We start from the raw sequence: 26,446 nt of genomic DNA, 5'->3' as shown, positions 1-26,446 counted from the left end.
CCGATGTCCGCCACCACGCTGAAGCGCTTCGACGACGACGCTTACCTCGATCACTGCGAGGCCACAGTCGTGGCAGTCAGCGAGGCGGGCATCGAACTGGACCAGACCGTCTGCTACGCCCGCAGCGGCGGTCAGGCAGGCGACACGGGCACGCTGACCACACCCGATGGCCGCGAAATCACGTTGGCCGATACGGTCTACGCCGAAGACCGCACGCGCATCCTGCACGTGCCGGCAGCCGACATGCCAGCGCTGCAGCCGGGCGACCGCGTGACAGTGAACATCCACTGGGCCCGCCGCCATCGGCTGATGCGCCTGCATACTTGCCTCCATCTGCTCGGCTCCTTGATTCCCGTACCGGTTACGGGCTGCAGCATCTCGCCTGACTCTGCGCGCATTGATTTCGATCTGCCCGAATCCACGCTCGACAAGGCGGTGCTGACCGAACAGCTCAACGCGCTGATCGAGGCGAAAACCCCGGTGGGCATCGACCGCATCACGCCCGAGCAACTGGCCGCCCAGCCGGATCTGGTGCGCACGGTGGGCGCGGCGCCGCCAGCCGGTACGTCGACTATCCGCATCATCGAGATTCCGGGCGTTGACCGACAACCCTGCGGCGGCACGCACGTGGCCAACACAAGCGAGATCGGCGCCATGGTGGTCACCAAAATCGAGAAGAAGAGTCGTACCAACCGGCGCGTGGTCGTCAACTTCGCGTGACCGGCATGGAAGCGTGGCTCACCGGCCTGTCGATGGCCCAGTTCCTGGCGTTGGTCACGCTGCTTGCGGTGGGCGCGTTCACGCCTGGCCCCAACACCACGGTGGCAGCGGTCACCGGCGCCAACTTCGGCTTTCGCGCCACGCTGCCGCACTGCGTGGGTGTGGCGGTGGGCTTCGCCAGCGTGATCGCGCTGTGTGCCAGCGGCATCGGCGCGCTGGTGATGGCGAGCCCGACGCTGGCCGCGATCATCCGCGTGGCAGGCGTGCTCTATCTGCTGTGGCTGGCCTGGCGCATTGCGCGCAGTGCATCGCTGGCCGAGAAAAGCGTGCTCAAGCCGATGAACGTGTGGCAGTCGGTACTGATGCAGTACGCGAACATCAAGGCGTGGATGCTGGCGCTGGCCGTGGCGGCTTCGTACACCGAAGGCGCGCCGTCGCTGGCGCAGCGCGTGCTGCTGGTCAGCGTGCTGTTCGCCACGTTCGGCTTCTTCAGCAACGGCGCCTATGGCGTGCTCGGCGCATCGTTGCGGCAATGGCTGATGCACGGCAACCGCGTGCGCTGGTTCAATGGGGCGATGGGGCTGGCGCTGGCACTCACGGCAGTCTGGATCGCCATCGCCGGCGCACCCCATACGTCATGACCACACGTTCCCCTGCTCCCTCCGGCGGCATGCTGCTCGGTTTCATCGGCGTGGCGATCTTCAGCCAGACGCTGCCGTTCACGCGCATGGCCGTGGCCGAACTCGACGCCACGTTTGTGGCACTGGCGCGTGCCGTGATCGCCGCCGTGCTGGCCGTGGCACTGCTGGCCGCGCGCGGCGCGATGGCATCGGAGCGGCGCCCGCGTGGCCGTCAGTGGCTGCGGCTGGCCGTGACCGCGCTGGGTGTGGTGGTGGGTTTCCCGCTATTTTCTTCGCTGGCCATGCGCGAGGTGCCTGCCGGGCACGGCGCTATCGTGATCGGCCTGTTGCCGCTGGCAACAGCCGTGTTCGCGGCGTGGTTCGGCGGGGAGCGCCCGTCGCTGGCGTTCTGGCTGTCGGCACTCGCCGGTAGCGCGCTGGTGGTGGCTTTTGCCTTCTGGCAGGGCGCGGGTGGCCTGCAGCACGCGGACTGGTTCCTGTTCCTGGCCGTGGTGCTGGGTGCGCTGGGCTATGCAGAAGGCGGCAAGCTGTCGCGCGAGTTGGGCGGACTGGAAACGATCAGTTGGGCGTTGGTGGTTTCGCTGCCACTTTTGCTGCCCGTAGTGGCTTGGCTAGCCATGGCGCACGCGCCAGAAATCGCTGCCGCATCGCCACGTGCGTGGCTCGGCATGGCCTATGTGTCGGTCTTCTCGATGTTTATCGGCTTCCTGTTCTGGTACGCCGGGCTCGCAAAGGGCGGCGTGGCCCGCGTAGGACAGATACAATTGCTGCAGCCGTTCCTCACGCTGGCGGGCGGCGCCCTGATCCTGGCCGAGCCGCTCGATGCCGCCACCGTCGCTTTTGCCGTGGCGGTGATTGGTGTGGTAGCCCTGGGACGACGCGCCGCCGTGCGCAACACCGCACCCGCCTCCGCACCAGCCCCCGCTGGAGAAACGCCCCCTATTCTTCCAGGACGCATTCACTGACAGGAGTCACGCATGTCCGTCTACGACACCCTTGCCCGCCTCGGCGTGGAACTGCCCACCGCCGGCGCCCCGGCTGCCGCCTATGTCATGGCCGCCACCACCGGCAACACCGTATTCCTGTCGGGCCACATCGCCCGCCGCGACGGCAAGCCGTGGGCCGGCAAGCTCGGCAAGGATATCGATACCGCGGCCGGCCAACAGGCGGCACGCGGCATCGCCATCGATCTGCTGGCCACGCTGCATGGTCATATCGGTGACCTGAACCGCGTCACGCGCATCGTCAAGGTCATGAGCCTGGTGAACTCCACGCAGGAATTCACCGAGCAGCACCTGGTGACCAATGGCTGCTCCGAGTTCCTGGCCGAAGTGTTCGGCGAGAAAGGCAAGCACGCGCGCAGCGCGTTCGGCGTGGCGCAGATTCCGCTGGGCGCCTGCGTCGAGATCGAGATGATCGTCGAGATTGCCTGATCGCTTGATGGCTTGATCGCCTGATACGAAGATACTCAGTACAGAGACAAACGCCGGGCCGGCCTGCCAGTCAACGCCCCAAGGCCCGGCGCATATGAAACGCGATTTACCCCACCCAAGAGAACCAATCATGAAATGGGCCATCTCCCGCCGGGCACAGCAACTCACCAGCTCGGCCATCCGCGAAATCCTGAAAGTCACCGAGCGTCCGGAAGTCATTTCCTTCGCCGGCGGCCTGCCCTCCCCGGCGTCGTTCCCGGTAGCGGCCATGGAAGCGGCGGTGGCCCGTGTATTCGCCGATAACCCGCAGGGCGCGCTGCAATACGCGGCCACCGAGGGTTACCTGCCGCTGCGCGAGTTTGTGGCAAAGCGCTACAACGTCGGCGTCGAGCGCGTGCTGATCACTACGGGTTCGCAACAGGCGCTGGACCTGATCGCCAAGGTCATGATCGATCCGGGCAGCCCCGTGCTGGTGGAAACGCCGAGCTATCTGGGCGCGCTGCAGGCGTTCTCGCTGTTCGAACCCGAGTTCGTCTCGGTGCCGACCGACGAGCGCGGCCTGATCCCCGAAGCGCTGACACCCGAACTGACCGCTGGCGCGCGCTTCCTGTACGCGCTGCCGAACTTCCAGAACCCCACGGGCTGCCGCCTGCCTCTGGAGCGCCGCCAGGCACTGGTGCAACGCGCGAAGGACCTGAACCTGCTGCTGGTCGAGGACGATCCCTACGGCGAACTGAGCTACACCGGCAACACGCTGCCGACGCTGCTGTCGATGAATCCGGGCGGCGTGATCTACATGGGTTCGTTCTCGAAGATCCTGGCCCCCGGCATGCGCCTGGGCTTTGTGATCGCCCCGCCCGACCTGCACTTCAAGCTGTGCCAGGCCAAGCAGGCATCTGACCTGCACACGCCGACCTTCACGCAGCGCATTGCGTACGAGACCATCAAGGACGGCCTGCTCGACACGCACATCCCCACCATCCGCGAGCTCTACGGCAAGCAGTGCGCCTACATGCTCGACGCCCTGAAGCGCCATATGCCGGAAGGCGTAACGTGGAATGTGCCGGAAGGCGGCATGTTCATCTGGGTGGAGTTGCCCGAGGGCCTGAACAGCATGACGATCCTCGAGGAAGCCGTGCGCCGCAATGTGGCCTACGTGCCGGGTGCGCCGTTCTACGCTGGCAACCCGCGCATGAACACGCTGCGCCTGGCCTTTGTGACGGTGCCGCCGGAGCGGATCGAACAAGGCATGACGGTGCTGGGCGAACTGTTCCGCGAAGCCATCGCCAAGGCGTCGCCGCAACCGCACGCCGCCTGAGGAAAGCCGATGCCGACCCTGGAACCGTACGAGCCGCAAAGCCTGCTGCGCATCTGGGGCCGGCTGTCGTCGATCAATGTGCAGAAAGTGGTCTGGTGCGCGCGAGAGCTGCACCTGGACCACGAGCGCATCGACATCGGTCATCAGAAAGGCGAGCTGGATACCGAAGCCTATATCCGGCTGAATCCGAACCGGATGATCCCGGTCATCGAGGATTTTCGTGACACCGACGTGGCCGGCGAGCCATTCGTGTTGTGGGAGTCCAATGCCATCGTGCGCTACCTGTGCGCACGCTATGGTGAAGGCACGCTCTGGCCTGCCGACGTCAAGGCGCGTGCCTCGGCCGATCGCTGGATGGACTGGCAGACCACGGCGTTCAGCCCGGCCATGGTACAGGCGTTCCTGCAGACGGTGCGCGGTCCCGCCGATCAGCGCGACGAGGCCATCATCGCCCAGTCTTGCGCCCGCACGGAGCCACTGGCAAAGATGCTCGACGAGGCGTTGGCAGATCGGGAATTCATCGGCGGCGACCGCTTCACGATGGCCGATATCGCACTGGCCTGCGCGGCGCACCGCTGGATGGGTTCGCCGGTGAAGCATTTGCCGCGCCCGAATCTGGAGCGATGGCTGGCGGCGATGCGGGCCAGGCCCGCGGCGTTGAGTATTCTGGTGTTGCCGTTGCAGTAACGGTGTTCGGACTCCCCTCTCCCGTATGCGGGAGAGGGGAATAAACCGGTGCGGGAGGCGGGACTTACCCGGCCTTCACCGGTTCCAGCTTCACTTCCTTCAGCCTCGGTTCGATCGCCTTGCCCTTGCGGGCGCGCTTGCCCACGTAGGGCAGCAACGTCTTGCCCGCGAGCTTCTGCGGAGGCAGCTTCCCGCCGCGCATGCCTGTACCGGAAATGATCAGCCCCGGTGCGCCCACGGCTACCGCCTGTTCCAGCGTCTCCTTGGATTCGAGTTCCATCAGGATCACGCCACGGCCGCCGGCAGACAGCACCTTCACCTCATCGAGACCCACCAGCAGCAGACGCCCATTGGCCGAGAAGCACGCCACATGCGTGGCATCTTCGCCTACGGGCGCCGGCTGCAGGATCGCGTCGCCATCGTCGAGCGTCACGAACGCCTTGCCGGCCTTCTGGCGGCCGATCATGTCGCCTACCTTGGTCACGAAACCGTTGCCGCCCGCCGTGGCGATCAGCATGCGCTGCTCCGCGCTGCCCGCGAACGTATGGGCGATCTGCGAACCCGCAGCCAGATCGATCAGTGTGGTCACGGGCACGCCATCACCGCGCCCGCCCGGCAGGCCGGAGACGGCCACCGAATAGACCCGGCCATTGCTGCCAAACGCCAGCAGCGTATCGACGGTGCGGCATTCAAACGTGCCATACAGGTTGTCACCGGCCTTGAACGTGAACTGCGACGGATCGTGGTCGTGGCCCTGGCGCGTACGCACCCAACCCTTGCCCGAGACGATCACGGTCACTGGCTCGTCCACCACCTTCACTTCGGCAGTCGCGCGGCTCGCTTCCTGGATCATCGTGCGGCGCGGGTCCTTGTCCTCCGGGCTGTACTGCTTGGCGTCCTGTTCGATCTCCTTGATGATCTTGCGACGCATCATGGTTTCGGACTTCAGCAGCACGTCCAGCTCGGCCTGCTCGTCGCGCAGCTTCGCCAGTTCCTGTTCGATCTTGATGGCTTCCAATCGCGCCAGTTGGCGCAGGCGGATTTCCAGGATGTCTTCGGCTTGCCGGTCGCTGAGGCGGAACGCCTCGATCAGCGCGGGCTTGGGATCGTCGCTTTCGCGGATGATGCGGATCACCTCGTCGATGTTCAGCAGCACCAGCATCCGGCCTTCGAGGATGTGGATACGGTCCTCAACCTTGTTCAGCTGGAAGCGCGAACGCCGGGTCACCGTCTCGAAACGGAACGCGATCCACTCGCGCAGGATGTCTTGCAAACCCTTCTGGCGCGGCCGGCCATCGGTGCCGATCATCACCAGGTTGATCGGCGCACCGGACTCCAGGCTGGTATGCGCCAGCAACGTCTGGATAAAGTCCTGCTGGTCCGTGTTCTTGCTCTTGGGTTCGAACACCAGGCGCACCGGCGCGTCCTTGCCGGACTCGTCGCGCACGGCATCGAGCACGCCCAGCAACGTGGTCTTGAGCTGGGTCTGTTCCGGGGTCAGCGCCTTCTTGCCGGTGCGGATCTTCGGATTGGTGATTTCCTCGATTTCCTCGAGCACCTTCTGCGACGACGTACCCGGCGGCAGTTCGGTCACCACCATCTGCCACTGGCCGCGCGCCATTTCCTCGATGGTCCAGCGCGCGCGCACCTTCAGGCTGCCACGGCCGTTCTCGTAGATCTGCGCGATTTCCGAAGCGGGCGAGATGATCTGGCCACCGCCCGGATAGTCCGGTCCCGGCATGATCGCCAGCAGTTCGGCCAGCGAGATATTCGGATTGCGGATCATCGCCACTGCGGCACCTGCGACTTCACGCAGGTTGTGCGGCGGGATTTCCGTGGCCATGCCCACCGCGATACCGGACGCGCCGTTGAGCAGCACGAACGGCAGACGCGCGGGCAGCAGCTTGGGCTCTTCTTCCGAGCCGTCGTAGTTGGGCAGGAAATCCACCGTGCCCATGTCGATCTCGTCGAGCAGCAGCCGCGAGATCGGCGTGAGGCGCGCTTCGGTGTAGCGCATGGCCGCCGCGCCGTCGCCGTCGCGCGAGCCAAAGTTGCCCTGGCCGTCGATCAGCGGGTAGCGCAGCGAGAAGTTCTGCGCCAGGCGCACCATCGCGTCATACGCGGATTGGTCGCCGTGCGGGTGGAATTTACCGAGCACCTCACCGACCACACGCGCCGACTTCACGGGCTTGGCATCGGCGCGCAGCCCCATCGCCTGCATGGCGAACAGGATGCGGCGCTGCACGGGCTTCTGGCCGTCGGCCACTTCGGGCAGCGCGCGGCCCTTCACCACGCTCACGGCGTAGTCGAGGTAGGCGCGCTCGGCGTACCGCGCGAGCGTCAGCGAATCCGCCGGCTCTTCGGGCTGAAACGTAGTATCTGCTTGATCCATGGTGGGCAAGGGTGCGGCGGCCAGCTCCCGGAAAACTCAGGGCACCGTCCACCGGCTGTTGCAATCAGCGTGGGATTCTAATGGATGTGGATGACGATGCCGCCGCAAATAGCATCGTCCTTTGTGGCGCGCCTCGCCTCAAGGCATCGGCCGGCGTCCGCCGATCACCATCTGGACGCGCTCGGCGGCCACGCCGGTGCGCAGCACGCGCGGACCATCGGCGCCTGCCGGCTGGTACAGCCGGTAGAACTCCAGCACGGTCTTCACGTACTGGCGGGTCTCGGCGTAAGGCGGAATCTGGTTGTTGTAGCGCTGCACCGCCCCTTCGCCCGCGTTGTACGCGGCCAACGCGAGCTCAAGGTTGCCCGGGAACATCTGCATGAGGAAGCGCAGGTAGCGCACGCCAGCGGCGATATTGAGCTTGGGATCGGCCAGCTTCTGCTCGATCGAGCCACGCTTGTCCGCCGCCACGCCAAACCGCGCGCCGGTGTCCGGAATGACCTGCATCAGGCCGATGGCGCCCTTGGGCGACACCGCGCCAGCGTTGAAGCCGCTTTCCACGGCCATCACCGCCCGGACCAGCGCCGGGTCCACATCATGCGCCCCGGCCACGCGTTCGATGATCGGATCGACGCGCCGCAGGTTCGGGTGGTTGAGCATGGTGCGGAACAGCTTGTCGCGCTCCGGCGTGGACTTGCCCTCCAGCGACACCGCGCCACGATGACCCAGGTTCGTCGAATCGAACTGGCCGCCGTCCTTCATGAAGAGCTTGTAGCGCTCATCGAGCCTGGCATCCGCAAAGTGCGCCACGCCATCCTTGTCGATATAGCCCCACAACTCGGCGTGCGCCGGCATGGCGATGCAGAACGAACCGAGCGCGGCCAGCATGCAGGCCAGGCGCCTTGCCTGTCCTTTCCACCGCGATTGCCCTGTTCGTGCCTGCATCGTCCAATTCTCCAGATAGTGCCGAGACCGATCAGATGTCGGCCTCGACCTCGTTGCCCTTCTCTTCGAGCCAGCTACGCCGCTGTGACGCCTCGCCCTTGCCCATCAGCATGTTCATCATGCTGATGGTTTGGGGCAGGTCATATTCGCCTAGCTGCACTGGCAGCAGACGGCGCGTATCGGGGTTCATCGTCGTTTCCCAGAGCTGCTCGGCGTTCATTTCGCCCAGGCCCTTGAAACGTGAGATCTGCCACGCACCTTCCTTGACGCCATCCTTCATCAACTTGTCCTGGATGGCCTCGAGTTCGCCTTCGTCCAGCGCGTAGAGTTTCTGTGCCGGCTTCTTGCCACGTGCCGGAGCGTCCACCCGGAACAACGGTGGCCGTGCGACATAGACATGTCCGAGGTCAATGAGTTTCGGGAAGTGACGGAAGAACAGCGTCAGCAGCAAAACCTGGATGTGCGCGCCGTCCACGTCCGCGTCGGACAGGATACAGATCTTGCCGTAGCGCAGGTTCGACAGGTCCGGCTCATCGTCCGCACCGTGCGGGTCCACGCCGATGGCAACGGCCATGTCGTGCACTTCGTTGTTGGCGAACAGGCGGTCGCGCTCGGTTTCCCACGTATTGAGCACCTTGCCGCGCAGCGGCAGGATGGCCTGGAATTCCTTGTCGCGACCCATCTTGGCCGAACCGCCCGCCGAGTCACCTTCCACCAGGAAGATCTCGTTGCGTGTGATGTCAGTGGATTCGCAATCGGTCAGCTTGCCGGGCAGCACGGCCACGCCGGAGCCCTTCTTCTTCTCCACCTTCTGTGCGGCACGCGTACGGGCCTGCGCCTGGCGGATCACCAGTTCGGCCAGCTTCTTGCCAAAATCGACGTGGTGGTTCAACCACAGTTCGAGCGCCGGACGGCTGAACGTGGAAACCAGACGCACGGCGTCGCGGCTGTTCAGCCGTTCCTTGATCTGGCCCTGGAACTGCGGATCGAGCACCTTGGCCGAGAGCACGAACGAGGCGCGCGCGAACACGTCTTCGCTCATCAGCTTCACGCCCTTGGGCTGCAGCGAGTGCATCTCGATGAAGCTCTTCACGGCCAGGAACAGACCTTCGCGCAGACCGGACTCGTGCGTGCCGCCAGCGGGCGTGGGAATCAGGTTCACATACGATTCGCGCACCGGGGCGCCGTCTTCGGTCCAGGCCACCACCCACGATGCGCCCTCGCCCTCCGCAAACCCTTCCTCGCCGACAACCTTGTCCGGATCGGCATAGTGCTCGCCTTCGAACATCGGAATGACGAGTTCTGCGCCGCTGCCTTGCGCCAGCGCCTCGACCAGATAGCCCTTGAGGCCCTGCTCGTACTGCCACACCAGTTGCTCGCCGGTCTTCTCGATCACGAGCGTCACCTTGACGCCCGGCAGCAGCACGGCCTTGGAGCGCAGCAGGCGCTGGAGTTCGGCCATCGGAATCGCGGCCGAATCGAAATACTTGGGATCGGGCCACGCCTGCACGCGCGTGCCGTTCTTCTTCTCGCCGCGTTCGAGCTTGCGGCTTTGCAGCGGCTTGGTGACTTCGCCGCCGTGCTCGAAGGTCAGCGTGGACTGCGAACCATCGCGCCACACCGTGACGTCGAGACGGGTAGCCAGCGCATTGGTGACGGACACGCCCACGCCGTGCAGGCCGCCCGAGAAGGCATAGGCGCCGCCCTTGCCCTTGTCGAACTTGCCGCCCGCGTGCAGCCGGGTGAAGACGATTTCCACCACGGGCACACCTTCCTCGGGGTGGATACCCACCGGAATGCCGCGGCCGTCGTCTTCCACGCTGATGCTGCCGTCACGGTGCAACGTGACGAGGATCTCGGTGCCATAGCCGCCCAGCGCTTCGTCCGAGGCGTTATCGATCACCTCCTGCACGATATGCAGGGGATTGTCGGTGCGGGTGTACATGCCGGGGCGCTGCTTGACCGGCTCCAGGCCCTTGAGGACCCGGATGGAGGATTCGCTGTACTGACTGGTTTTGCTCGCCATGGAGTCGATGCGGATGTAAGGCGGATAGAAGGTCTGGCGGCCAGGGGCGGCCGGTTTGCGCTGCATTGTAATGGATCGACGTTGCCGGGCGTTCACCGCTCCCGCCGGGGCGGAATGGAGTCAGGCACAAATCCGGGGCCGGGGGTAAACTCGTCGGCCAGCCGCCGTGACGCTCCCCCTCCCCACCGTGCCCACGTCGAGCGGAAAGAGACATTACAGAGACAATATCAAGACAATAACGAGCCCTCGACATGACCGACCGCAAACTCTCCCTGACCACCGTACTTGTATGCGGCGGTCTTCTCGTCACGTTGTCCATGGGCATCCGGCATGGTTTCGGCCTGTTCAACATGCCGATCACCCAGGCGCATGGCTGGAACCGTGAAACCTTCGCCTTTGCATTGGCGCTGCAGAACCTGATGTGGGGCGCCAGCCAGCCCATCGCCGGCGCGCTGGCCGACAAGTTCGGCGCCATGCGTATCATGCTGATCGGCATCGCCCTGTACGTGGCCGGCCTGATCGTCATGGCCATGGCTACGAGCGGCACCGGCTTTGCCACCGGTGCCGGCGTGCTGATTGGCATCGCGCAGTCGGGCACGACGTACAGTGTGGTCTATGGCGTGATCGGCCGCGTGGCCAGTGCCGAGAAACGGGTCTGGGCGATGGGGATCGCCGCCGCAGCCGGGTCGTTCGGCCAGTTCCTGATGATTCCGGTGGAGCAGACGCTGATTTCCACGGTCGAGTGGCAGAACGCGCTGCTGATCCTGGCCTTCCTCGCCTGCTTCATGCTGCCGCTGGCCCTGACGCTGCGCGAGCCGAAGATGGCGCCGAGCACAGGCCCCCAGCAGAGCATTGGCGAAGCCGCCCGCGAGGCATTCGGCAATCGCAACTTCCAGTTGCTGACGCTGGGTTACTTTGTCTGCGGCTTCCAGGTGGTGTTTATCGGCGTGCACCTGGCGCCGTACCTGAAGGATCGCGGGCTGGTGGATATCAAGGTCGCTACCGTGGCGCTGGCCCTGATCGGCCTGTTCAACGTCTTCGGCACGTACACCGCCGGCGCGCTGGGTCAGCGCATGCCCAAGCGCTACCTGCTTTCCTCGATCTACATCACGCGGTCTGTGGTCATCGCCGGCTATTTGCTGCTGCCGCTGACCGCATGGAGCACGTGGGTCTTCGCCGCGCTGATGGGCCTGCTGTGGCTGTCCACGGTGCCGCTGACCAACGGCATCATCGCCCAGGTGTTTGGCGTGAAGTACCTGTCGATGCTGTCCGGCGTGGTGTTCTTCTCGCACCAGATCGGCAGCTTCCTGGGCGCGTGGCTGGGTGGCTTCCTGTACGACCGCACCGGCACGTACAACACGGTCTGGCTGATCGCTATCGCGCTGGGTGTGGTGGCTGCACTGGTCAACCTGCCGATCCGCGAACAGGCGCTGGTGCGTCCGCAACCGGTGGCGGTCTGACATGGCCTGGGCACGTGGGTTGGGCTATCTGGCGCTGGCGGTGGTGCTGACGCTGGGATTCCTGGCGTACCTGCGGCCGGGTTTCATGGTGGATCTGACGAATATGGTGCTGGCCTGGTGTGGGTAGTTTTCTCCCCTCTCCCGCCATGCGGGAGAGGGGAGAAAACCGAACAAAAGGTAGGTCACTCCCCCTTCGTCTTCTTCTCCAGCACTTCCCACCGCTCCAGCGCTTCGAGCAATTCCATCTCGATGCCGTCATGCCGCGTGGCCAGTTCGGCGGCGCGGGCGGGGTCCGAAGCGTATAGGCTGCCGTCCGCCAACTGCGTGGAGAGCGTCTTCTGCTCGGTCTCCAGCGCGGCGATACGCTCAGGCAGGCTGTCCAGTTCGCGCTGTTCCTTGTACGAGAGCTTGACGGTCCGGCCACCGCTGCGGTTATCGCGGTTGCTGGTCGCCGATTCGACGGGCTTCTGCTCGGCCTGCTTCGCCTGCTTGGCCTGGAGCGCCTTGGCGCGCGCCGTCTGCTCCAGCCAGTCCGAATAGCCGCCCACGGACTCGCGCCAATTCCCGCCGCCTTCGGCGGCAATAGTCGATGTCACCACGTTGTCCAGGAACGCCCGATCGTGGGATACCAGGAAGACCGTACCGCTGTATTCCTCCAGCAGTTCCTCAAGCAGTTCCAGTGTGTCGATGTCGAGGTCGTTGGTCGGTTCGTCCAGCACCAGCACATTGGCCGGCCGCGCAAACAGCCGCGCCAGCAGCAGGCGGTTGCGTTCGCCGCCGGAGAGCGACTTCACCGGTGAACGCGCGCGTTCCGGCGCGAACAGGAAATCGCCGAGGTAGCTCATCACGTGTTTGCGCTGGCCGTTGACTTCCACCCAGTCACTACCCGGGCTGATGGTATCCGCCAGCGATTTCTCCAGGTCCAGCGACGCACGCATCTGGTCGAAGTACGCCACCTGCAGGTTGCTGCCGTTGCGCACGGTGCCGGAATCCGGCGCCAGCTCACCCAGGATCAGGCGCAGCAGCGTGGTCTTGCCCACGCCGTTGGGACCGATCAAACCCACCTTGTCGCCGCGCATGATCGTGGCCGTGAAGTCGCGCACCACGACCTTCTCGCCGTACGACTTCGACACATCGGTCAGTTCGGCCACGATCTTGCCCGAGCGGTCCGCCTGCGAGACTTCCAGCTTGACGTTGCCCTGCACGTCACGGCGCGCGGCACGCTCGCTGCGCATCGTCACCAGCCGCTGGATGCGGGCCACGCTGCGCGTGCGGCGCGCTTCCACACCCTTGCGGATCCAGACTTCTTCCTGCGCCAGCAGCTTGTCGAACTTGGCCTGTTCCACGGCCTCGTTGGCCAGCAGTTCGGCCTTGCGCACCTGGTATGCCTCGAAATTGCCCGGGAACGACAGCAGCTTGCCACGATCCAGTTCGACGATGCGCGTGGCCACGCGGTCCAGGAAGGCGCGATCGTGGGTAATCAGCAGCACGCTGCCGCGGAAGTTCAGCAGCAGGTCTTCGAGCCAGCCGATTGCCTCGACGTCCAGGTGGTTGGTCGGCTCGTCCAGCAGCAGGATGTCCGGTTCGGCCACGAGACCCTGCGCCAGCGCCACGCGCTTCTGCAGGCCGCCCGAGAGCGCGTCTACCCGCACATGCGGATCGAGGTTGAGCCGGGCCAGCGTGGTTTCCACACGCGTGCGCAGGTGCCAGGCGTTGGCCGCATCGAGTTCGGCCTGCACATCATGCAACTCGGCCAGCGTGGCCTCGTCGTGATGGGTGTCGAGCTTGGCCAGCGCGGCGTCGTAGCGCAGTAGCAGGTCATGTGCCTCGCCCATGCCCAGGCTGACCGCATCGAACACGGTCAGGCCCGGCGCGAACTGTGGTTCCTGCGCCACATAGGCCGAGGTGACGCCGCTCTGGCGGGAAATCAGGCCGTCATCCGGCGCCGACGCCCCGGAAATGATCCGCAGCAGCGAGGACTTGCCGCTGCCGTTGCGGCCAATCAGGCCGACCCGCTCGCCGGCTTCGAGCGAGAAATCGGTGTGGTCAAGCAATGCCACGTGGCCAAAGGCCAGTTGGGCATCGGTAATGGAAAACAGGGCCATGGTGCGAAGGAGACGGGTGAGCGCGATGCCTGGGTGCGGCGCGGGGAGCGCCGGCACAGGGTGCGGACGCGCGAAAGGCAGGCCCGAATTGTAGACGAGTGTGGTGGGCGGCTGCGGCATCAGACCGAAGGGCGCCTCTGGTTACGCAGTGGCGGCCACGAAAAAGAAAAGGCCCGTTCGGTTGAACGGGCCCCAAGAGTCTCTCCTCGGTGCCCTGCTCGCAAGGCACGTCTGAAGGATAGCCAGCCGCACGCTGCGCCAGAAGTCGGACAAATCCTTAAGGGAAAGTCCCCGTCAACCTGCGATGGCGCAAAGCGTTGCGCGCCGGGAACGTTGAAGATCGCCACTAGCTGATGCTGTTGTGCCTTGCACGTGGCCCGTGGAACAATCGGCGCCATCGGTTTCTCCGACCGCGCAACGGCCGCACCAGTACGAAAGCAGCATCAGAGCCGGAACCATCCGGCCATCGGCGGCAAACATGCCGCCTGGGTTATTTCCTGACAATTTTTCGACGGGTATTTTCATGACCAATTCGGGCCTGCCGCGCCGTGCCTCAATCCGAGGTCTGGCGTCTGTCGTAGTTTCCTTTGCCGCGCTGCTCTGCCTGCCCGCCTCGCCGCCGGTGCAGGCCGCCACGCCCAACTCCGTGGTGCTGCGCATCCAGCAAAGCGGTGTCATCCGCATTGCCCACCGCGAAAGCTCGGTGCCATTCTCGTTCGTGGCCGACGGCAAGCCGATGGGTTATGCCGTGGACCTCTGCCTCAAGGTGGCCGATGCCCTGCGCTCCCAGCTCAAGCTGCCGCAACTGCGGGTGGAGTGGGTGCCGGTGACGCCGGCTTCGCGGATTCCCGCCATCGTCGACGGCAAGGCCGATCTTGAATGCGGATCGACCACCAATAACCGCGAACGGCGCGACCAGGTGGCCTTCACCATCCCGCACTACATTGCAGGCAGCCGCATGATCGTGAAGTCCGATTCCGGTATCCGCAAATGGAACGACCTGCGCGGCAAGACCGTGGTTTCGACCACGGGCACCACGCCGCTGGCCATGCTCCGCAAGATGGACGAAACGGGCGCGATGGGATGGAAGGTGGTGGAAGCCAAGGACCACGCCGAGGCGTTTGCCATGGTGGAAGCGGGCAAGGCCGACGCCTTCGTCATGGATGACGTGCTGCTGTACGGCCTGCGCGCTAACGCCAAGAACCCGACGGCCCTGACAGTGACGGGCGACCTGCTCACCATCGAGCCGTACGCCATCATGCTTTCGAAAAACGATGCCGAGTTCAAGAAGATCGTGGACCGCGCAATGATCGCCGCGATCTACGATCAGGAAACGCAGAAGCTCTACCGCAAGTGGTTCCAGCAGCCGATCCCGCCCAATGGCATCACGCTCGATATTCCCATGAGCTACCTGCTGCGCGATTCGTTCAAGTTCCCGAGCGACAAGGTGGCAGACTGAGACTGCCTCAAGGTCCGGCCGGGATGGCCGGACTGGCCGGCATGCGAAACTAGCGGCCAAACTCTCGCATTTCGCCCTCCTTTCGCACGATCACGATGACTGCCGCCTCATCCATCAAACTGTCTGACTTGTCTGTTTCCACGGCAGTTGCTGGCCTGATCGCCATGCTGACCGGCTACACCAGTTCACTGGTGCTGATGATCCAGGCCGGGCAGGCAGCCCACCTCAGCGATGCACAGATTGCCTCATGGATCTGGGCATTGTCGGTGGGAATGGGCGTGACCACACTTGGATTGTCGCTGGCGATGCGCGTGCCGGTGGTCGTGGCATGGTCCACGCCCGGCGCGGCGCTGTTGATCGCCAGCTTGCCCGGGGTGCCCTACCCCGAGGCCATCGGCGCCTTCTTGATGGCTGCACTGTTGATGACGGCGGCTGGCCTGACCGGCTGGTTCGACCGGCTCATGAAGGCGCTTCCGGCGAGCATCGCGTCGGCGCTGCTCGCTGGCATCCTGTTCCGGATCAGCGTTGATGTCTTTATCCAGGCACAGCACCAGACCGTGCTGCTGCTCGTGATGTTCGCCGCCTACCTGCTGGGCCGCCGCCTGTGGCCACGTTACGCCGTGCCGGTGGTGCTGGCCATTGGCGTGGCGCTGGCTGGCGCGCTGGGCCAGTTGCACTTCGAGCAATTTCACTTCGCCGCCGCGCTGCCGGTTTGGACCACGCCGGCGTTCTCGCTGTCGGCATTCATCAGCATCGCCGTGCCGCTGTTTATCGTGGCGCTGGCATCGCAGAATATTCCAGGGCTGGCCGTGTTGCGCGCCGATGGCTACCACGTGCCGGCCAGCCCGCTGATTACGGTGACGGGCGTTGCATCGGCCATCCTCGCGCCGTTTGGCTCGCATGGCATCAACCTCGCAGCGATTACCGCCGCCATCTGCACCGGTCCGCAAGCGGATGCCGACCCGCGCCGCCGCTATATGGCGGCGGTGGTCTGTGGTATCGGCTATCTGGTGATGGGCGTGATGGCCGCGAGCATCGCAGCGCTATTCGCGGCGTTTCCGAAGGCACTGGTGGTGGGCGTGGCAGCGTTCGCGCTGCTGGGGTCGATCGCCAATGGCCTGACTGTTGCCATGCAGACGCCAGCCGAACGGGAATCGGCGCTGCTGACGTTCATGATCACGGCATCGGGCATGACGCTGGCCGGAGTCGGCTCGGCTTTCTGGGGTGTGGTGGGCGGAATGCTCGCGCTGCTGATTCTCAAGCCGCGCGAGCAACGAGCAAGCTGAACCGTCCCTGCAACGGCAACCTACAGCAGCAGGAAGGCGATCTCGGACGCCGGGATCTGCGACACAGGCACGCCGCGCCGACGCTGGAACAGCACATGTTCCAGCACGCGGTCGCGCTGTTCGGCAAACACTTGTGGATCGAAGCGCAGCGCATACACGGCGTAGTGCTCAGCCAGCAGCTTGTAGACCCGATGGCGGACGAGCAGCATCTCGTTCTCGGCGTGGAGTTGGGCCATCTCCATGCTGTGGTCCTCTTCGAGCTGGCGCATGCTGACCACCACGCGGGCATGCATTCCCCGGTAGCGGTCGATCTCGGCATGGGCGCGCCGCAACTCCTCGCGCACGCTGCGCACTTCCTGTATCAGCTTGAGGTTCTGCTGGACGCCGCGCTGGATGCGCGACGCCTCTTCGAGCGCGTGATCGGCGGCGGCAATCGTGTTCTGCCAAACGCCGTCTCGGGGCTCCTCGCGGGCATCCGGCGTTCCCTCGACGCCAGCTAGCCGCGTGACGGGCCACTGCGTGGCCGCGTCCGGTTCGTTGTTCATGATGCTCCCCTAACCCGTCTGCACCACAACCCGCCACCGGCGATTTTTTGATGCCGGCATGGTCAGGCCACGGCCTGTAAATCACCGCGACGCATTGTCGCCGTCTCGACCAACTATTACGAGCGGCCCTTGTTTTAATGTGTGTCCCACCATTCAAGCCCGCTTGCGCGACTACCGCAACCACCGCAAAGAGGGGTAATCCATCCGCCGGAAACCTTTACCCCGCTTGGGTTAGCGCGGTTCCGACGCGGCGTTTGCAGGCCCCACGCAACAAGGCATCGGATAATGTCCTCTTTCAAGCGGCCCGTGCGTCGCTTTTTACGGTGCCTCCCTTCGTTTCGCCCTCTCGCCCCGCATTCCATGAACGGATACGTACTCCTCACCCTCGCCATCGTTGCCGAAGTCATCGCCACCAGCAGCCTCAAGGCCGCCGAGAATTTCACGCGGTTCTGGCCTAGCGTGCTGGTCGTGTCGGGGTATGTCGCAGCGTTCTGGCTGCTGATGCAGGTCATGAAGACCGTGCCGGTTGGGGTGGCCTACGCCATCTGGTCCGGCGCCGGCATCGTGTTGGTCACCCTGATCGCGTCGATCCTCTACCGTCAGATTCCTGACCTTGCCGCCTGGCTGGGCATCGGCCTGATCATCGCCGGCGTGGCCGTGATCCAGCTGTTCTCGAAAATGAGCCACTGAGGGCGTTGAGGGGCGCGGCGCTCAGCCCTTCGGCGGCAGCGTCCGCAACAACCGGTTGACATGTGCGAGCGTGTCGCACTCGTCCACCTTCTGGCGCCGCCGCTGCTCGATGATGTCGAGCAAGGCGCGAACCTGCCCGTTCTTCGCTTCGCAAACTTCCCCGCCTTCCTTCGGACACGCCACCTCGATCTCGCCACGCAGGCTTTCCTGCACGATATCGATCAGCGCCGAACAGCCCGACGTGTCCGCCAACGCCGGATCGGACGCGGCCTGCAACGCCATGACCGGGGCGGCAGCCAACAACGCAAGCGCGGGCAGCCATCGGAAAAGCATCCGGGGCACCCGTGAAGTCCGGGAAAAGGGCATGGATTGGAATGATATGAATCAGGCAGCACCGCCGCTGCGGCGTGCGGGCTACATCATAGCGGTTTGTTGAGAGCGACCGGCGACATCTGAACGAGGACACACCGACCGGCGCCGGGGATTCACGCTGGAAGACCGAGTGAGACTCGTACGATACGGGTGTCATGGGCAGTCTCATGCAGGATTCCAACCACCACAAATGCCGTACACTTGACACTTTTGCGTTCGTCGCCCTCTTGATCGTGCCGGGGGACGGCGCCGACGGCATTATTGGATGGTTATTCACAATGAAAATCAGCTTGGTGAATATTGAGGAATGGAAGCAATTCGTAGCTGAACCGGATCGCTTGATTGGACGCATTGAAAATGAAGTGTTCATCGTCCGAAATTTCATGGCTCCGGAGCTCGTCGATGCATTCAAGGCCTTCTGCCTGAAGTTTTCGAAGGCGCAGGAAGCCAGCTGGCATCCATGTCTGGATGGCTGCCCGGATTACCACCGTATTCACCATCAATACCCCCAGGCTTACGTTAAATCGACTCAGCACGGCTATTATTTTCACCCGTGGAACGAGCATTTCCGGCAGCTCGATGGCTTCTCGCGCCTTGCGGAAATCTTCGAGCTGAAAGCCAAGGCAGCTGGCGGCAATGCCGGGGATTTCATGAACAATCTGCCGTCGGAAGGTCCGATCGCACGGATCGTCTGTCATCAATACCCGCCGGGCGGCGGTGGACAGGAAGAGCATATCGATCCCGTTTCCGAATTCGCCAAGGTGCAAACCATCATCCAGGCCGCCGACCCCGGCGTCGATTATCACGAGGGCGGCCTCTATATCAATGATCCCGAGTTCGGCATCATCCGCGTTGACCCGCTGACCAGGAAGGGGGATCTCGTGCTCGCGTCCCCGGGCGTCAAGCACGGAGTCGCGCCGATCGATCCGGACGAACCCCTGCAATGGGACAGCACCAAGGGCCGCTGGATCATCATGCCCATCATTATTCATTCCGACCACGTCAAAGACCCGTCGATCAAGCCTGTAAGGACCACGAAGCAATGAAAACGCTGACCCTCATCGACGACCACGATCTTTGCATCAGGACCTTTTTGAAAGAGATCGATGAACAGCGCATGCTGGGCGATAAAAGGGCGGTCCTGCATGTAGGCGCCCACATGGGAGAGGAAGTCCCGGCTTACCAGGATCACGGCTATGCGCCGATCTACCTGGTAGAGGCCAATCCGGAAGTTCTCCCTGGCCTTGAAGCCAAATTCGCGGGAGCCGGAAACATCCACATCGTTGCCACGGCTGTTGGAGACACCGTAGGCGAAACGGAATTCGTCGTGCACAAGACGAAGAAGGGTGGGATGGAGTCATCCGGCCTTCTCAACCTCGAGAAGCTCGGAGAAATCGTTCCGGTTTTCGATTCCGAAGTGCGCCATCGCGTGCCGATGATCACCATCGACGAACTGGTCAGGAAGCTTGACCTGGCACCACGCGTCGGATTGCTGGTGCTCGACATCCAGGGCGCGGAAATGATGGCGCTATCCGGGGCCAGCGACTTCCTGCAACAGGTGGACGCCGTGATCTGCGAAGTCAACCTGATCCGCAACTACGAGGGTTGTGCCCTGGAAGAGGACATCGATCGCGTCTTTGCTTCGGCCGGCTTCACCAAACAACTGGCGATCTACCACGAGCTTTACGATCAGACTGGGCGATTTCCAGCCTGGGGCGAATGCCTCTGGCATAAGCAGCGTTAAGTACGGCCGGAGGAAAAGATTTGAATCCCGAACTCTCCATCGTCACCACGCTGTACAAATCGTCGCCTTATATCGTCAGCTTTTACCAGCGGATCGTCGCGGAACTGGAGAAGCTGGCGGTCAGCTACGAAATCGTCCTGGTCAACGATGGCTCCCCCGACGACTCTCTCGATCTTGCCCTGGACCTGCAACGATCGGATAACCGTGTCGTGGTCATCGATCTCTCGCGCAACTTCGGGCACCACAAGGCCATCATGGAGGGCTTGACCTACGCCCGTGGCCAACGGGTGTTCCTGATCGATTGCGATCTGGAAGAGCCACCGGAAACGCTGGGCGAGTTCTATGAACGCTTCAACGCGGGCGACTGCGACGTCGTGTATGGCGTCCAGGAAACCCGGAAGGGAAAATGGTTCGAACGCGTGAGCGGCGGACTGTTCTACAAGCTGTTCAATTACCTCTCGGACACCCGTGTGCCTGAAAACTGGACGATTGCCCGCATGATGTCCAGCCGTTATGTTTCGTCGCTGATCCAGTTCAAGGAAGAAACCATGTTCCTGGGTGGCATCATGGCGGCGGTTGGGTATCGACAGGTGCCACTTGCCATGCGGAAGCTGCACAAGGGCACCACGACCTATACGCTAAAGCGTAAGATCTCGGCATTCGCATCGGCCGTGACGTCGTTCAGCGAAAAGCCCCTGAAGATCGTGTTCTATTCCGGTCTCCTTATCTCGGCAATATCCTTTGCCTACGCCTTGCTGCTGGTCTTCCAGAAAATCGTCCTCGGCATTCCTGTGGACGGCTGGACGACCCTGGCCGTGTCCATCTGGCTGATCGGGGGCCTGGTCATTCTGTTCCTGGGGATCATCGGCATTTATGTCGCCAAGATTTTCCTGCAGACCAAGCACCGCCCCGTATCGGTGATCCGGAATATCTACAAGATCGAGAGCTGAGTGGCTGCCGTTTCAGGACCGCATGCGCATCCTGCACGCTCTTGCGTGACAGTGCGAAGCGGTCTTGTTGATTGGGAACAGGTTGTCTGAGCGCTTGGCGGAACTGGCTACGGTAGTATGGGCTGCCGCGTTTCGCGGAGCACGCCACTGGCAGACAATGCAGAATAGTCTGCGCCCCATTTGGGCGATGCGGCATTCATGCCGCACATGACATGCTCCGCCATGGGAGGAGAAAGTCGACAGGACAGCCTGAATCGTCCTATGAGGACTTTGCATCCCCCAGCCAGCAGGCGGAGCACGACGATGGTGCTTCAAGTTACCCACTCAACTTGCCGCAAGCCCATGCACCTCCTCAACTATCTGAAGTCAGTCTACGATCGCTCAGGCATCGTATTCCCGTTCGCGCTGATTGCCCTGCTCGGGTACGGGTACATTGCTGATCGGATCGATGCAGCCAGATATCGTTGCGACTCCCTGCAAACCGCCAATCCGCCCCAGCCGTGCCCCAAAACGTTCTGGTCCAACTTCAGTTGAAGATCGCACCTTCGGTGCAAAGCGATTTCGGCCGAAGTTGAACCACCCTGGCAGGGTGGCTCATGCGCGGCGGAAGCTTCCCTCGGTCAGGCAGCGGCGGGATTCACCGTTGACTGCCTAGACAGTATCCGAGTCGCACGGATCGCGCCCTTTTTCCGGAACGGAACTTCGACGAATCGGTAACTAAGCTCGGCAAGGAAGAATGTGAGGGACATTCCCAACAACAGGAACCGAAGCGTGAAGGTTCCATTAAAAGACACGCCTGGATAGATACGCTCCATGATGCGCGCTGTCAGCCAGAATGCGAACAGATGTATCAGGTAAATCGCGAACGAGCGCTCACCGACCCAGACCATCGCGCTCCGCACAATGCCGGCAGGGATGAAATAGCCTCTGTCGTATGAGGCGAGCCAGACGATCGCGCCCGCCACCACCGCAGCCAATCCAAAATAGAACGGGACGAAAGCGTACCGTACTACGCCAATGAGACACAGCAACAGCAGCGGTGGCAGAATGAATCGCAATCTCGATGCGGTCAGGGACGGGTTGAATACCTCGTAGCTTGCGCGGTCCGACCAAATCGCAAGAAGGACACCGATCAGCAACGCCTCTGTACGCACTGCTCCCAGGAAATGCCCGATGGGCTTCGGGTAGAACACTTGAATCACAACCAGGACGACCAGAATCGGGGCGAGACGGCGCCTGAAGAACAGGAAAACAAACGGAAGCAGCAAATAGAACTGTTCTTCCAGTGAAAGACTCCAGTACAGCCCGAACGACCCACATGTGCCTTCCTTGGCCCAAAAGCAGAACCAGACGCGGACATTCTGAATGTGCATCACTGACGCAATGATGTCGGCCAAGTCCGCACTCGAGTAGCCTCGTTGAAGCGTGAATGCGGCCATGGGTATGGCCAGCCATAGCCATGCAGAAGGGGTGATGCGATAGAGCCGCCTTACCCAGAAGGCCGCTGTCGCCCGCCAGAAATCGATCCCCTCGGCTCTCAGAAGCGTCGTTGCAACGCTTTTCGTGATGACATAACCGGAGAGGCAAAGAAAAAGGTCAACGCCGACCAGAAAACCTTTGCCGATCTGCGCCCATCCTTCCTGATTCCAAATAAACAGGCCAGCGGAATGCGCGATCAGAACCATGCCAATGGCCAGAGCGCGAATGGCTTGTAATTCTTCGTTGTATCTGGTGGCCAAAAGACACCCCGGAGTTGTTGACGGCCGGAATATTACCCGCAAACAGGGTCACACCGCCCAACCCTGCTTCTTTTGCATCAGGCGATACCGGGGCGGGCCTGTGATTCGGCGTTGGAATCTGCGGACGACCGGCAAGCCTCATGGGTTGTAAGCCTGGCCTGCTGACGTTCCGCCTTCTCCGGAGTGATCGTCTAAGCACTGGGACCGTGGATCCGTTCCGCCGCGCATCATGGCCAACGGACAAGGCGCATCCTTCGCCCAGCATGGCGCCCGTCTAGCGCGCTATTGAGCTGCTACGGCTGGCTTAAGAGCCTCGAAGGCAACGGCCCGGGTCAGTGCCCGGCAGCTAAACCACGCTGCCGGCGGCCGTGTGGAATTCAGTGCGATACGACGCCAATGTGGTAAATTCCGGCCCGGAAAACACCGCTGGCGAGGCGCCTATCCACTTCGCCACAAACATGCGGCGACCCCGCATGTACCGATCACGGCCACAAGAGCGCCGGAAAGACAGCACTCCTATCAATACAACAAGACAAGATGCTTTTCAATTCTGCGATATTTATTTTCGCTTTTCTGCCGATTACTTTAGCAGGGTATTATACTTTATTGTATTTCTCGCGCACTGAGCTATCCCTTGCATGGCTGACAGGGTGTTCGCTGGTTTTTTATGGCTGGTGGAACCCCGCGCATCTCTGGCTAATTACCGCATCAATCGCCTTCAACTATACAATAGGACGACTAATCAGCCACCCTGGAAAGTTTCGCAGAAGTGGACTCGTATTTGGCGTCATCGCAAACCTCGCGGCACTGGGTTATTACAAGTATTACGATTTTTTTGCGAGTACTTTGAATTCTTCCCTGAACACTGACTTCAATCTCCAGCACATCGTCCTCCCGCTCGCCATCTCATTTTTTACCTTCACACAAATCGCCTTTTTGGTCGATTCGTATCGTGGCGTGGCAAATGAATACAATTTTCTCCATTATTGCCTCTTCGTCACTTTCTTTACGCATCTGATCGCCGGACCGATTGTCCATCACAAGGAACTTTTGCCGCAATTTCTCAGAAGGGAAAGGCAGCAATTCAACATTGACCTATTCTCGGTTGGACTGGCGATCTTCATCTTCGGATTGTTCAAGAAGATCATTCTATCCGACAGTCTGAGCGCAAGTGTTGCCAACGTTTATGGAACCTCCGGCACCAGCGGCATGGAAAATCCGGATTTTTTCCAATCCTGGATAAGCACTTTATCCTACACGCTGCAGCTTTATTTTGATTTCTCCGGCTACTCCGATATGGCAATTGGCCTGTCGTTGCTGTTCGGTGTAAAGCTGCCGATCAATTTTAACTCGCCATACAAGGCGCACAATATTATTGATTTCTGGCGTCGTTGGCACATTACCCTGTCCAACTTCCTTCGAGACTATTTGTACATCGCACTCGGTGGAAATCGGAAAGGCCCTCTTCGCCGTTACATCAACCTTTGGTTGACCATGCTATTGGGCGGCGCCTGGCACGGAGCCAGCCTGAATTTCATAGTATGGGGAGCGCTTCACGGGACCTATCTCGTCTGCAATCATGCATGGCGCACACTCTGCAACAACCTGTTCGGCACCAAACCGCCACGACTGGTCCGGCCGTTGGTTACGGTGTCAGCAGTCGGCATCACCTTTCTGGCCACAGTGTTTGCCTGGGTCTTCTTCAGGGCAGACACGTTGCACTCCGCGACAAGTATCGCTGCCGCAATGCTTGGAAAAAATGGCTTCTCGTTCCTTCAGGTAGCCACGGATTTTGCCGCGATCAGTGCCGCACTCAAGGAAGTCTCACTGGAAGTGAGCAAACTCGCTGAGCTGAGTTGGCTCCAGAGGGGCATTATTTTCACGCTGTCCGCACAGAAAATTGATTTTGGCACTGTTGGCACCCTTGCGAATATTACTGCGCTCCTGCTCGTCGTCTGGTTTTTCCCTAACACCACCGAGATCTTCAGGAAGTACAACCCTGCACTCGGACTCGACGTCAGTCATATCAAAGTGAGATGGCATTTTGCGCTGACACCACGAGTGGGGTTTTCCATCGGCATCGTCACTGTGTTCACGCTGGCGCGACTGTTCTCGGGCACTCCTTCCGAGTTTATGTATTTCAATTTCTGATCGAATCATGAGCAAAGCCCGTCACTACCTGGCAGCCATGCTTTGTGGGTGTCTCATTGCGATCGCCGCATGGTGTGCCTTATTTTACAACCAACTGGGTTCACCGACCGCGAGCAGTTATTGGACCAGCGCGCTCGTTACTCAAAAGCTTAGCGCTGCGACAAATACAAGCGGAAACAAGATCGCGATTATTGCAGGATCCAGCGGCAACTTTAACGTTGACGCTGAATTAATGTCTGGAAAGCTAGGGGTACCGGCGGTCAACCTCGGTACGCATGCGATTCTTCCACTGGAATACATGCTTGATTCTGCAAAACCGGTCCTCCACCGTGGAGATACCGTAATACTGGCACTCGAATATCTTTACTACGCAAGCGACGAACGTCTGAGTACCGCCTACCTTGATTATCTTATCGCCCGGGATCCTGAGTACTTCCGCTCCCGAAAGCCATTCGAAAAAATCGAAATACTAAGTCACGTATCATTGAAGCGGCTGCTGACCGCGAAGAAAGAGTCGTGGCTACCTCACGCCAGCATATATCCTTTCAGCGTCTACACGGATTTTGCCTATTCGCCGTTTGGCGACACTCATGCGAACAATCTGGTTTTTCTTAACGAAACCATGAGAAAGGGACGAACCGGTGCGCTGGTCGAGCAACGGATTCCTGCCATTTCCCGCAAACAGCATAACTGGTCGTTATTGGCGGAGTTCTCCGAATGGTGCAAATCAAGGGGCATCAAGCTCATAGCGGTTCCGCCGGCCACCATGAGATTCGCCACTTATCAAAGTCCAGATTATCGAAATGGTCTCGATCGCCTTCGGAAAATTTATCGTGATATAGACATACCATATATTGGCGACCCATACGATGCGATGTTCGAGCGTGATCTTTTTTTTGATACCAACTATCACACCAATCACGTGGGAAAGCGCAAGTACACCGAATTACTGCTGAACTGGCTCGATGGTGAATTGCCCCCCGCACGCACGAATGTCCGATTTCAAACGGCATCGGTCAGCAGCCCTGTCGACGAAGTGCTACGACACTTCAACGGCTGGATGCCCATCGCAGGATTGAGGACGTTCGAGGGTCCGTACCCCGACCGCGAACTGGCCGCGGTAGCCTGGGGGTCCCCCCAACTGCGCTTGCAAGTGGACGCTGAGCAAGCGGGAGAGAGACTTCTAAATATCGACGCCGCTCCCATTTTAAATGGGCAGCCGTTGTCCGTCTTCGTGAATAGCCGAATGGTTTATACCGGCCACCTAGGGAACGCGGATGAGTTCAAAAACGTCACAATTGCGATCCCGCTCGATAGTGGACGAAGCACAATCACAATTTGGACTAGCGCCACATCAACAAGCGAGACGGGGATCAGCGCATTATTCAGGGGGTTATCACTATCACCGGAGGTTCAACGAGCCGTCGCCTACTGAACTCGGTGCGTGCGCGCGTTGACGCCACCACACCAAGCGTAGTGTTTTTTCTGCATCGCGCTAACGCAGGTATATAGCTCTCGGCAGGTCGCCAGAACCAGACTCAGACAACGGAACATCAACTTTGTTGCGAGCCTGCGAACTCCCTGATTCGCCCCCCCTAAACAGACGCCTGATCCTGTTAGCTTCTTGCTTCTTCTAGCAAATTGGGGGATCGAATTTCTCCCTTTCCGTATCTCGATGTTCATTGAAGTGGCCGTCGAGAAATAGGACGCTGGATCAGAAAACTCTGCCCACATTGGGCTGCTGGGAGAGCGACAAGCTGGACCGGGTGAAATGGCCCGACTT

The 26,446-nt window shown here is 61.6% G+C and carries 24 protein-coding genes; 16 read left to right on the top strand and 8 right to left on the bottom strand.

Going from position 1 to position 26,446, the window contains the following annotated elements; genetic code table 11:
• Positions 1-3: 3 nt before the first annotated feature.
• The 6 genes from ABDB81_RS01800 to ABDB81_RS01775 all read left to right on the top strand — a co-directional run bounded on the left by ABDB81_RS01800 (position 4) and on the right by ABDB81_RS01775 (position 4,799).
• On the top strand, positions 4-720 hold the full coding sequence (locus ABDB81_RS01800) for an alanyl-tRNA editing protein (RefSeq protein WP_137923165.1): 717 nt from the start codon (positions 4-6) through the stop codon (positions 718-720).
• Positions 721-725: 5 nt separating this feature from the next.
• On the top strand, positions 726-1,361 hold the full coding sequence (locus ABDB81_RS01795; protein ID WP_137923166.1) for a LysE family translocator: 636 nt from the start codon (positions 726-728) through the stop codon (positions 1,359-1,361).
• The gene (locus ABDB81_RS01790; protein ID WP_346809528.1) at positions 1,358-2,326 is read left to right on the top strand and encodes a DMT family transporter; all 969 of its coding nucleotides are present in this window, start codon (positions 1,358-1,360) and stop codon (positions 2,324-2,326) included. Before ABDB81_RS01795 ends, ABDB81_RS01790 begins: the two co-directional genes overlap by 4 nt.
• 12 nt (positions 2,327-2,338) lie before the next feature.
• Positions 2,339-2,794 (top strand): RidA family protein, encoded by a 456-nt coding sequence (locus ABDB81_RS01785; RefSeq protein ID WP_346809526.1) that lies wholly within the window; start codon positions 2,339-2,341, stop codon positions 2,792-2,794.
• Between the two features lie 130 nt (positions 2,795-2,924).
• Positions 2,925-4,112: a PLP-dependent aminotransferase family protein gene (locus tag ABDB81_RS01780; protein WP_346809524.1), complete on the top strand. Its 1,188-nt coding sequence runs from the start codon at positions 2,925-2,927 to the stop codon at positions 4,110-4,112.
• A gap of 42 nt (positions 4,113-4,154) precedes the next feature.
• Positions 4,155-4,799, top strand: coding sequence for a glutathione S-transferase family protein (locus tag ABDB81_RS01775; protein ID WP_137923237.1), 645 nt, complete (start codon positions 4,155-4,157; stop codon positions 4,797-4,799).
• Between the two features lie 64 nt (positions 4,800-4,863).
• On the opposite strand, the gene parC is transcribed toward ABDB81_RS01775, so the two are convergent.
• The 3 genes from parC to ABDB81_RS01760 all read right to left on the bottom strand — a co-directional run bounded on the left by parC (position 4,864) and on the right by ABDB81_RS01760 (position 10,162).
• Positions 4,864-7,191, bottom strand: coding sequence for a DNA topoisomerase IV subunit A (gene parC / locus ABDB81_RS01770; protein ID WP_137923170.1), 2,328 nt, complete (start codon positions 7,189-7,191; stop codon positions 4,864-4,866).
• 138 nt (positions 7,192-7,329) lie between these two features.
• Positions 7,330-8,079, bottom strand: coding sequence for a lytic transglycosylase domain-containing protein (locus ABDB81_RS01765; RefSeq protein WP_346809680.1), 750 nt, complete (start codon positions 8,077-8,079; stop codon positions 7,330-7,332).
• An 88-nt stretch (positions 8,080-8,167) separates the two neighbouring features.
• Positions 8,168-10,162, bottom strand: a complete 1,995-nt coding sequence (locus ABDB81_RS01760; RefSeq protein ID WP_346809678.1) for a DNA topoisomerase IV subunit B — start codon at positions 10,160-10,162, stop codon at positions 8,168-8,170.
• 251 nt (positions 10,163-10,413) lie between these two features.
• Between ABDB81_RS01760 and ABDB81_RS01755 the strand changes: the two genes are divergently transcribed.
• Together ABDB81_RS01755 and ABDB81_RS01750 are read left to right on the top strand one after the other, a co-directional pair.
• Positions 10,414-11,622, top strand: a complete 1,209-nt coding sequence (locus ABDB81_RS01755) for an MFS transporter (RefSeq protein ID WP_346809522.1) — start codon at positions 10,414-10,416, stop codon at positions 11,620-11,622.
• Between the two features lies 1 nt (position 11,623).
• A complete protein-coding gene (locus ABDB81_RS01750) occupies positions 11,624-11,749 on the top strand; it encodes a hypothetical protein (protein WP_283205132.1) in 126 nt (41 codons plus the stop codon).
• Between the two features lie 55 nt (positions 11,750-11,804).
• Here ABDB81_RS01750 and ABDB81_RS01745 read toward each other — a convergent pair whose 3' ends face one another.
• Positions 11,805-13,727, bottom strand: coding sequence for an ATP-binding cassette domain-containing protein (locus ABDB81_RS01745; protein ID WP_346809520.1), 1,923 nt, complete (start codon positions 13,725-13,727; stop codon positions 11,805-11,807).
• Positions 13,728-14,021: 294 nt separating this feature from the next.
• Positions 14,022-14,252 (bottom strand): hypothetical protein, encoded by a 231-nt coding sequence (locus ABDB81_RS01740; protein WP_137923174.1) that lies wholly within the window; start codon positions 14,250-14,252, stop codon positions 14,022-14,024.
• Between ABDB81_RS01740 and ABDB81_RS01735 the strand changes: the two genes are divergently transcribed.
• Complete coding sequence (locus ABDB81_RS01735) at positions 14,251-15,186, top strand: amino acid ABC transporter substrate-binding protein (protein WP_160472755.1); 936 nt, start codon at positions 14,251-14,253, stop codon at positions 15,184-15,186. The genes ABDB81_RS01740 and ABDB81_RS01735 overlap by 2 nt on opposite strands.
• Before the next feature lie 95 nt (positions 15,187-15,281).
• On the top strand, positions 15,282-16,472 hold the full coding sequence (locus ABDB81_RS01730; protein WP_137923176.1) for a benzoate/H(+) symporter BenE family transporter: 1,191 nt from the start codon (positions 15,282-15,284) through the stop codon (positions 16,470-16,472).
• 20 nt (positions 16,473-16,492) lie between these two features.
• Here the strand turns inward: ABDB81_RS01730 and ABDB81_RS01725 are convergent, their stop codons facing one another.
• Positions 16,493-17,017, bottom strand: coding sequence for a hypothetical protein (locus ABDB81_RS01725; protein ID WP_346809518.1), 525 nt, complete (start codon positions 17,015-17,017; stop codon positions 16,493-16,495).
• Positions 17,018-17,377: 360 nt separating this feature from the next.
• Here ABDB81_RS01725 and ABDB81_RS01720 point away from each other — a divergent pair, with 360 nt between their 5' ends.
• A complete protein-coding gene (locus ABDB81_RS01720) occupies positions 17,378-17,707 on the top strand; it encodes an SMR family transporter (RefSeq protein WP_346809516.1) in 330 nt (109 codons plus the stop codon).
• Between the two features lie 21 nt (positions 17,708-17,728).
• Here the strand turns inward: ABDB81_RS01720 and ABDB81_RS01715 are convergent, their stop codons facing one another.
• Positions 17,729-18,040, bottom strand: a complete 312-nt coding sequence (locus ABDB81_RS01715) for a hypothetical protein (RefSeq protein ID WP_346809514.1) — start codon at positions 18,038-18,040, stop codon at positions 17,729-17,731.
• Positions 18,041-18,234: 194 nt separating this feature from the next.
• On the opposite strand from ABDB81_RS01715, the gene ABDB81_RS01710 reads away from it, so the two are divergent.
• From ABDB81_RS01710 to ABDB81_RS01700, 3 genes are read left to right on the top strand one after another with little or no spacing between them, the layout of a single operon-like run.
• Entirely contained in the window at positions 18,235-19,125 is an 891-nt protein-coding gene (locus ABDB81_RS01710) for a hypothetical protein (RefSeq protein ID WP_346809512.1), read from the top strand.
• Entirely contained in the window at positions 19,122-19,823 is a 702-nt protein-coding gene (locus tag ABDB81_RS01705; protein ID WP_346809510.1) for an FkbM family methyltransferase, read from the top strand. Before ABDB81_RS01710 ends, ABDB81_RS01705 begins: the two co-directional genes overlap by 4 nt.
• A gap of 20 nt (positions 19,824-19,843) precedes the next feature.
• Positions 19,844-20,773, top strand: coding sequence for a glycosyltransferase family 2 protein (locus ABDB81_RS01700; protein WP_346809508.1), 930 nt, complete (start codon positions 19,844-19,846; stop codon positions 20,771-20,773).
• 620 nt (positions 20,774-21,393) lie between these two features.
• Here the strand turns inward: ABDB81_RS01700 and ABDB81_RS01695 are convergent.
• Complete coding sequence (locus ABDB81_RS01695) at positions 21,394-22,512, bottom strand: acyltransferase (protein ID WP_346809506.1); 1,119 nt, start codon at positions 22,510-22,512, stop codon at positions 21,394-21,396.
• Positions 22,513-23,049: 537 nt separating this feature from the next.
• Here ABDB81_RS01695 and ABDB81_RS01690 point away from each other — a divergent pair.
• Both ABDB81_RS01690 and ABDB81_RS01685 read left to right on the top strand, forming a co-directional pair.
• Complete coding sequence (locus tag ABDB81_RS01690) at positions 23,050-24,663, top strand: MBOAT family O-acyltransferase (protein ID WP_346809504.1); 1,614 nt, start codon at positions 23,050-23,052, stop codon at positions 24,661-24,663.
• 7 nt (positions 24,664-24,670) lie between these two features.
• Positions 24,671-26,098: a hypothetical protein gene (locus ABDB81_RS01685; protein WP_346809503.1), complete on the top strand. Its 1,428-nt coding sequence runs from the start codon at positions 24,671-24,673 to the stop codon at positions 26,096-26,098.
• The last annotated feature ends 348 nt before the right edge of the window (positions 26,099-26,446 follow it).

The organism is Cupriavidus sp. DL-D2 (genome assembly GCF_039710735.1).
Classification (GTDB): Bacteria; Pseudomonadota; Gammaproteobacteria; order Burkholderiales; family Burkholderiaceae; genus Cupriavidus.
This window is presented reverse-complemented; position numbering and strand designations above follow the sequence as displayed.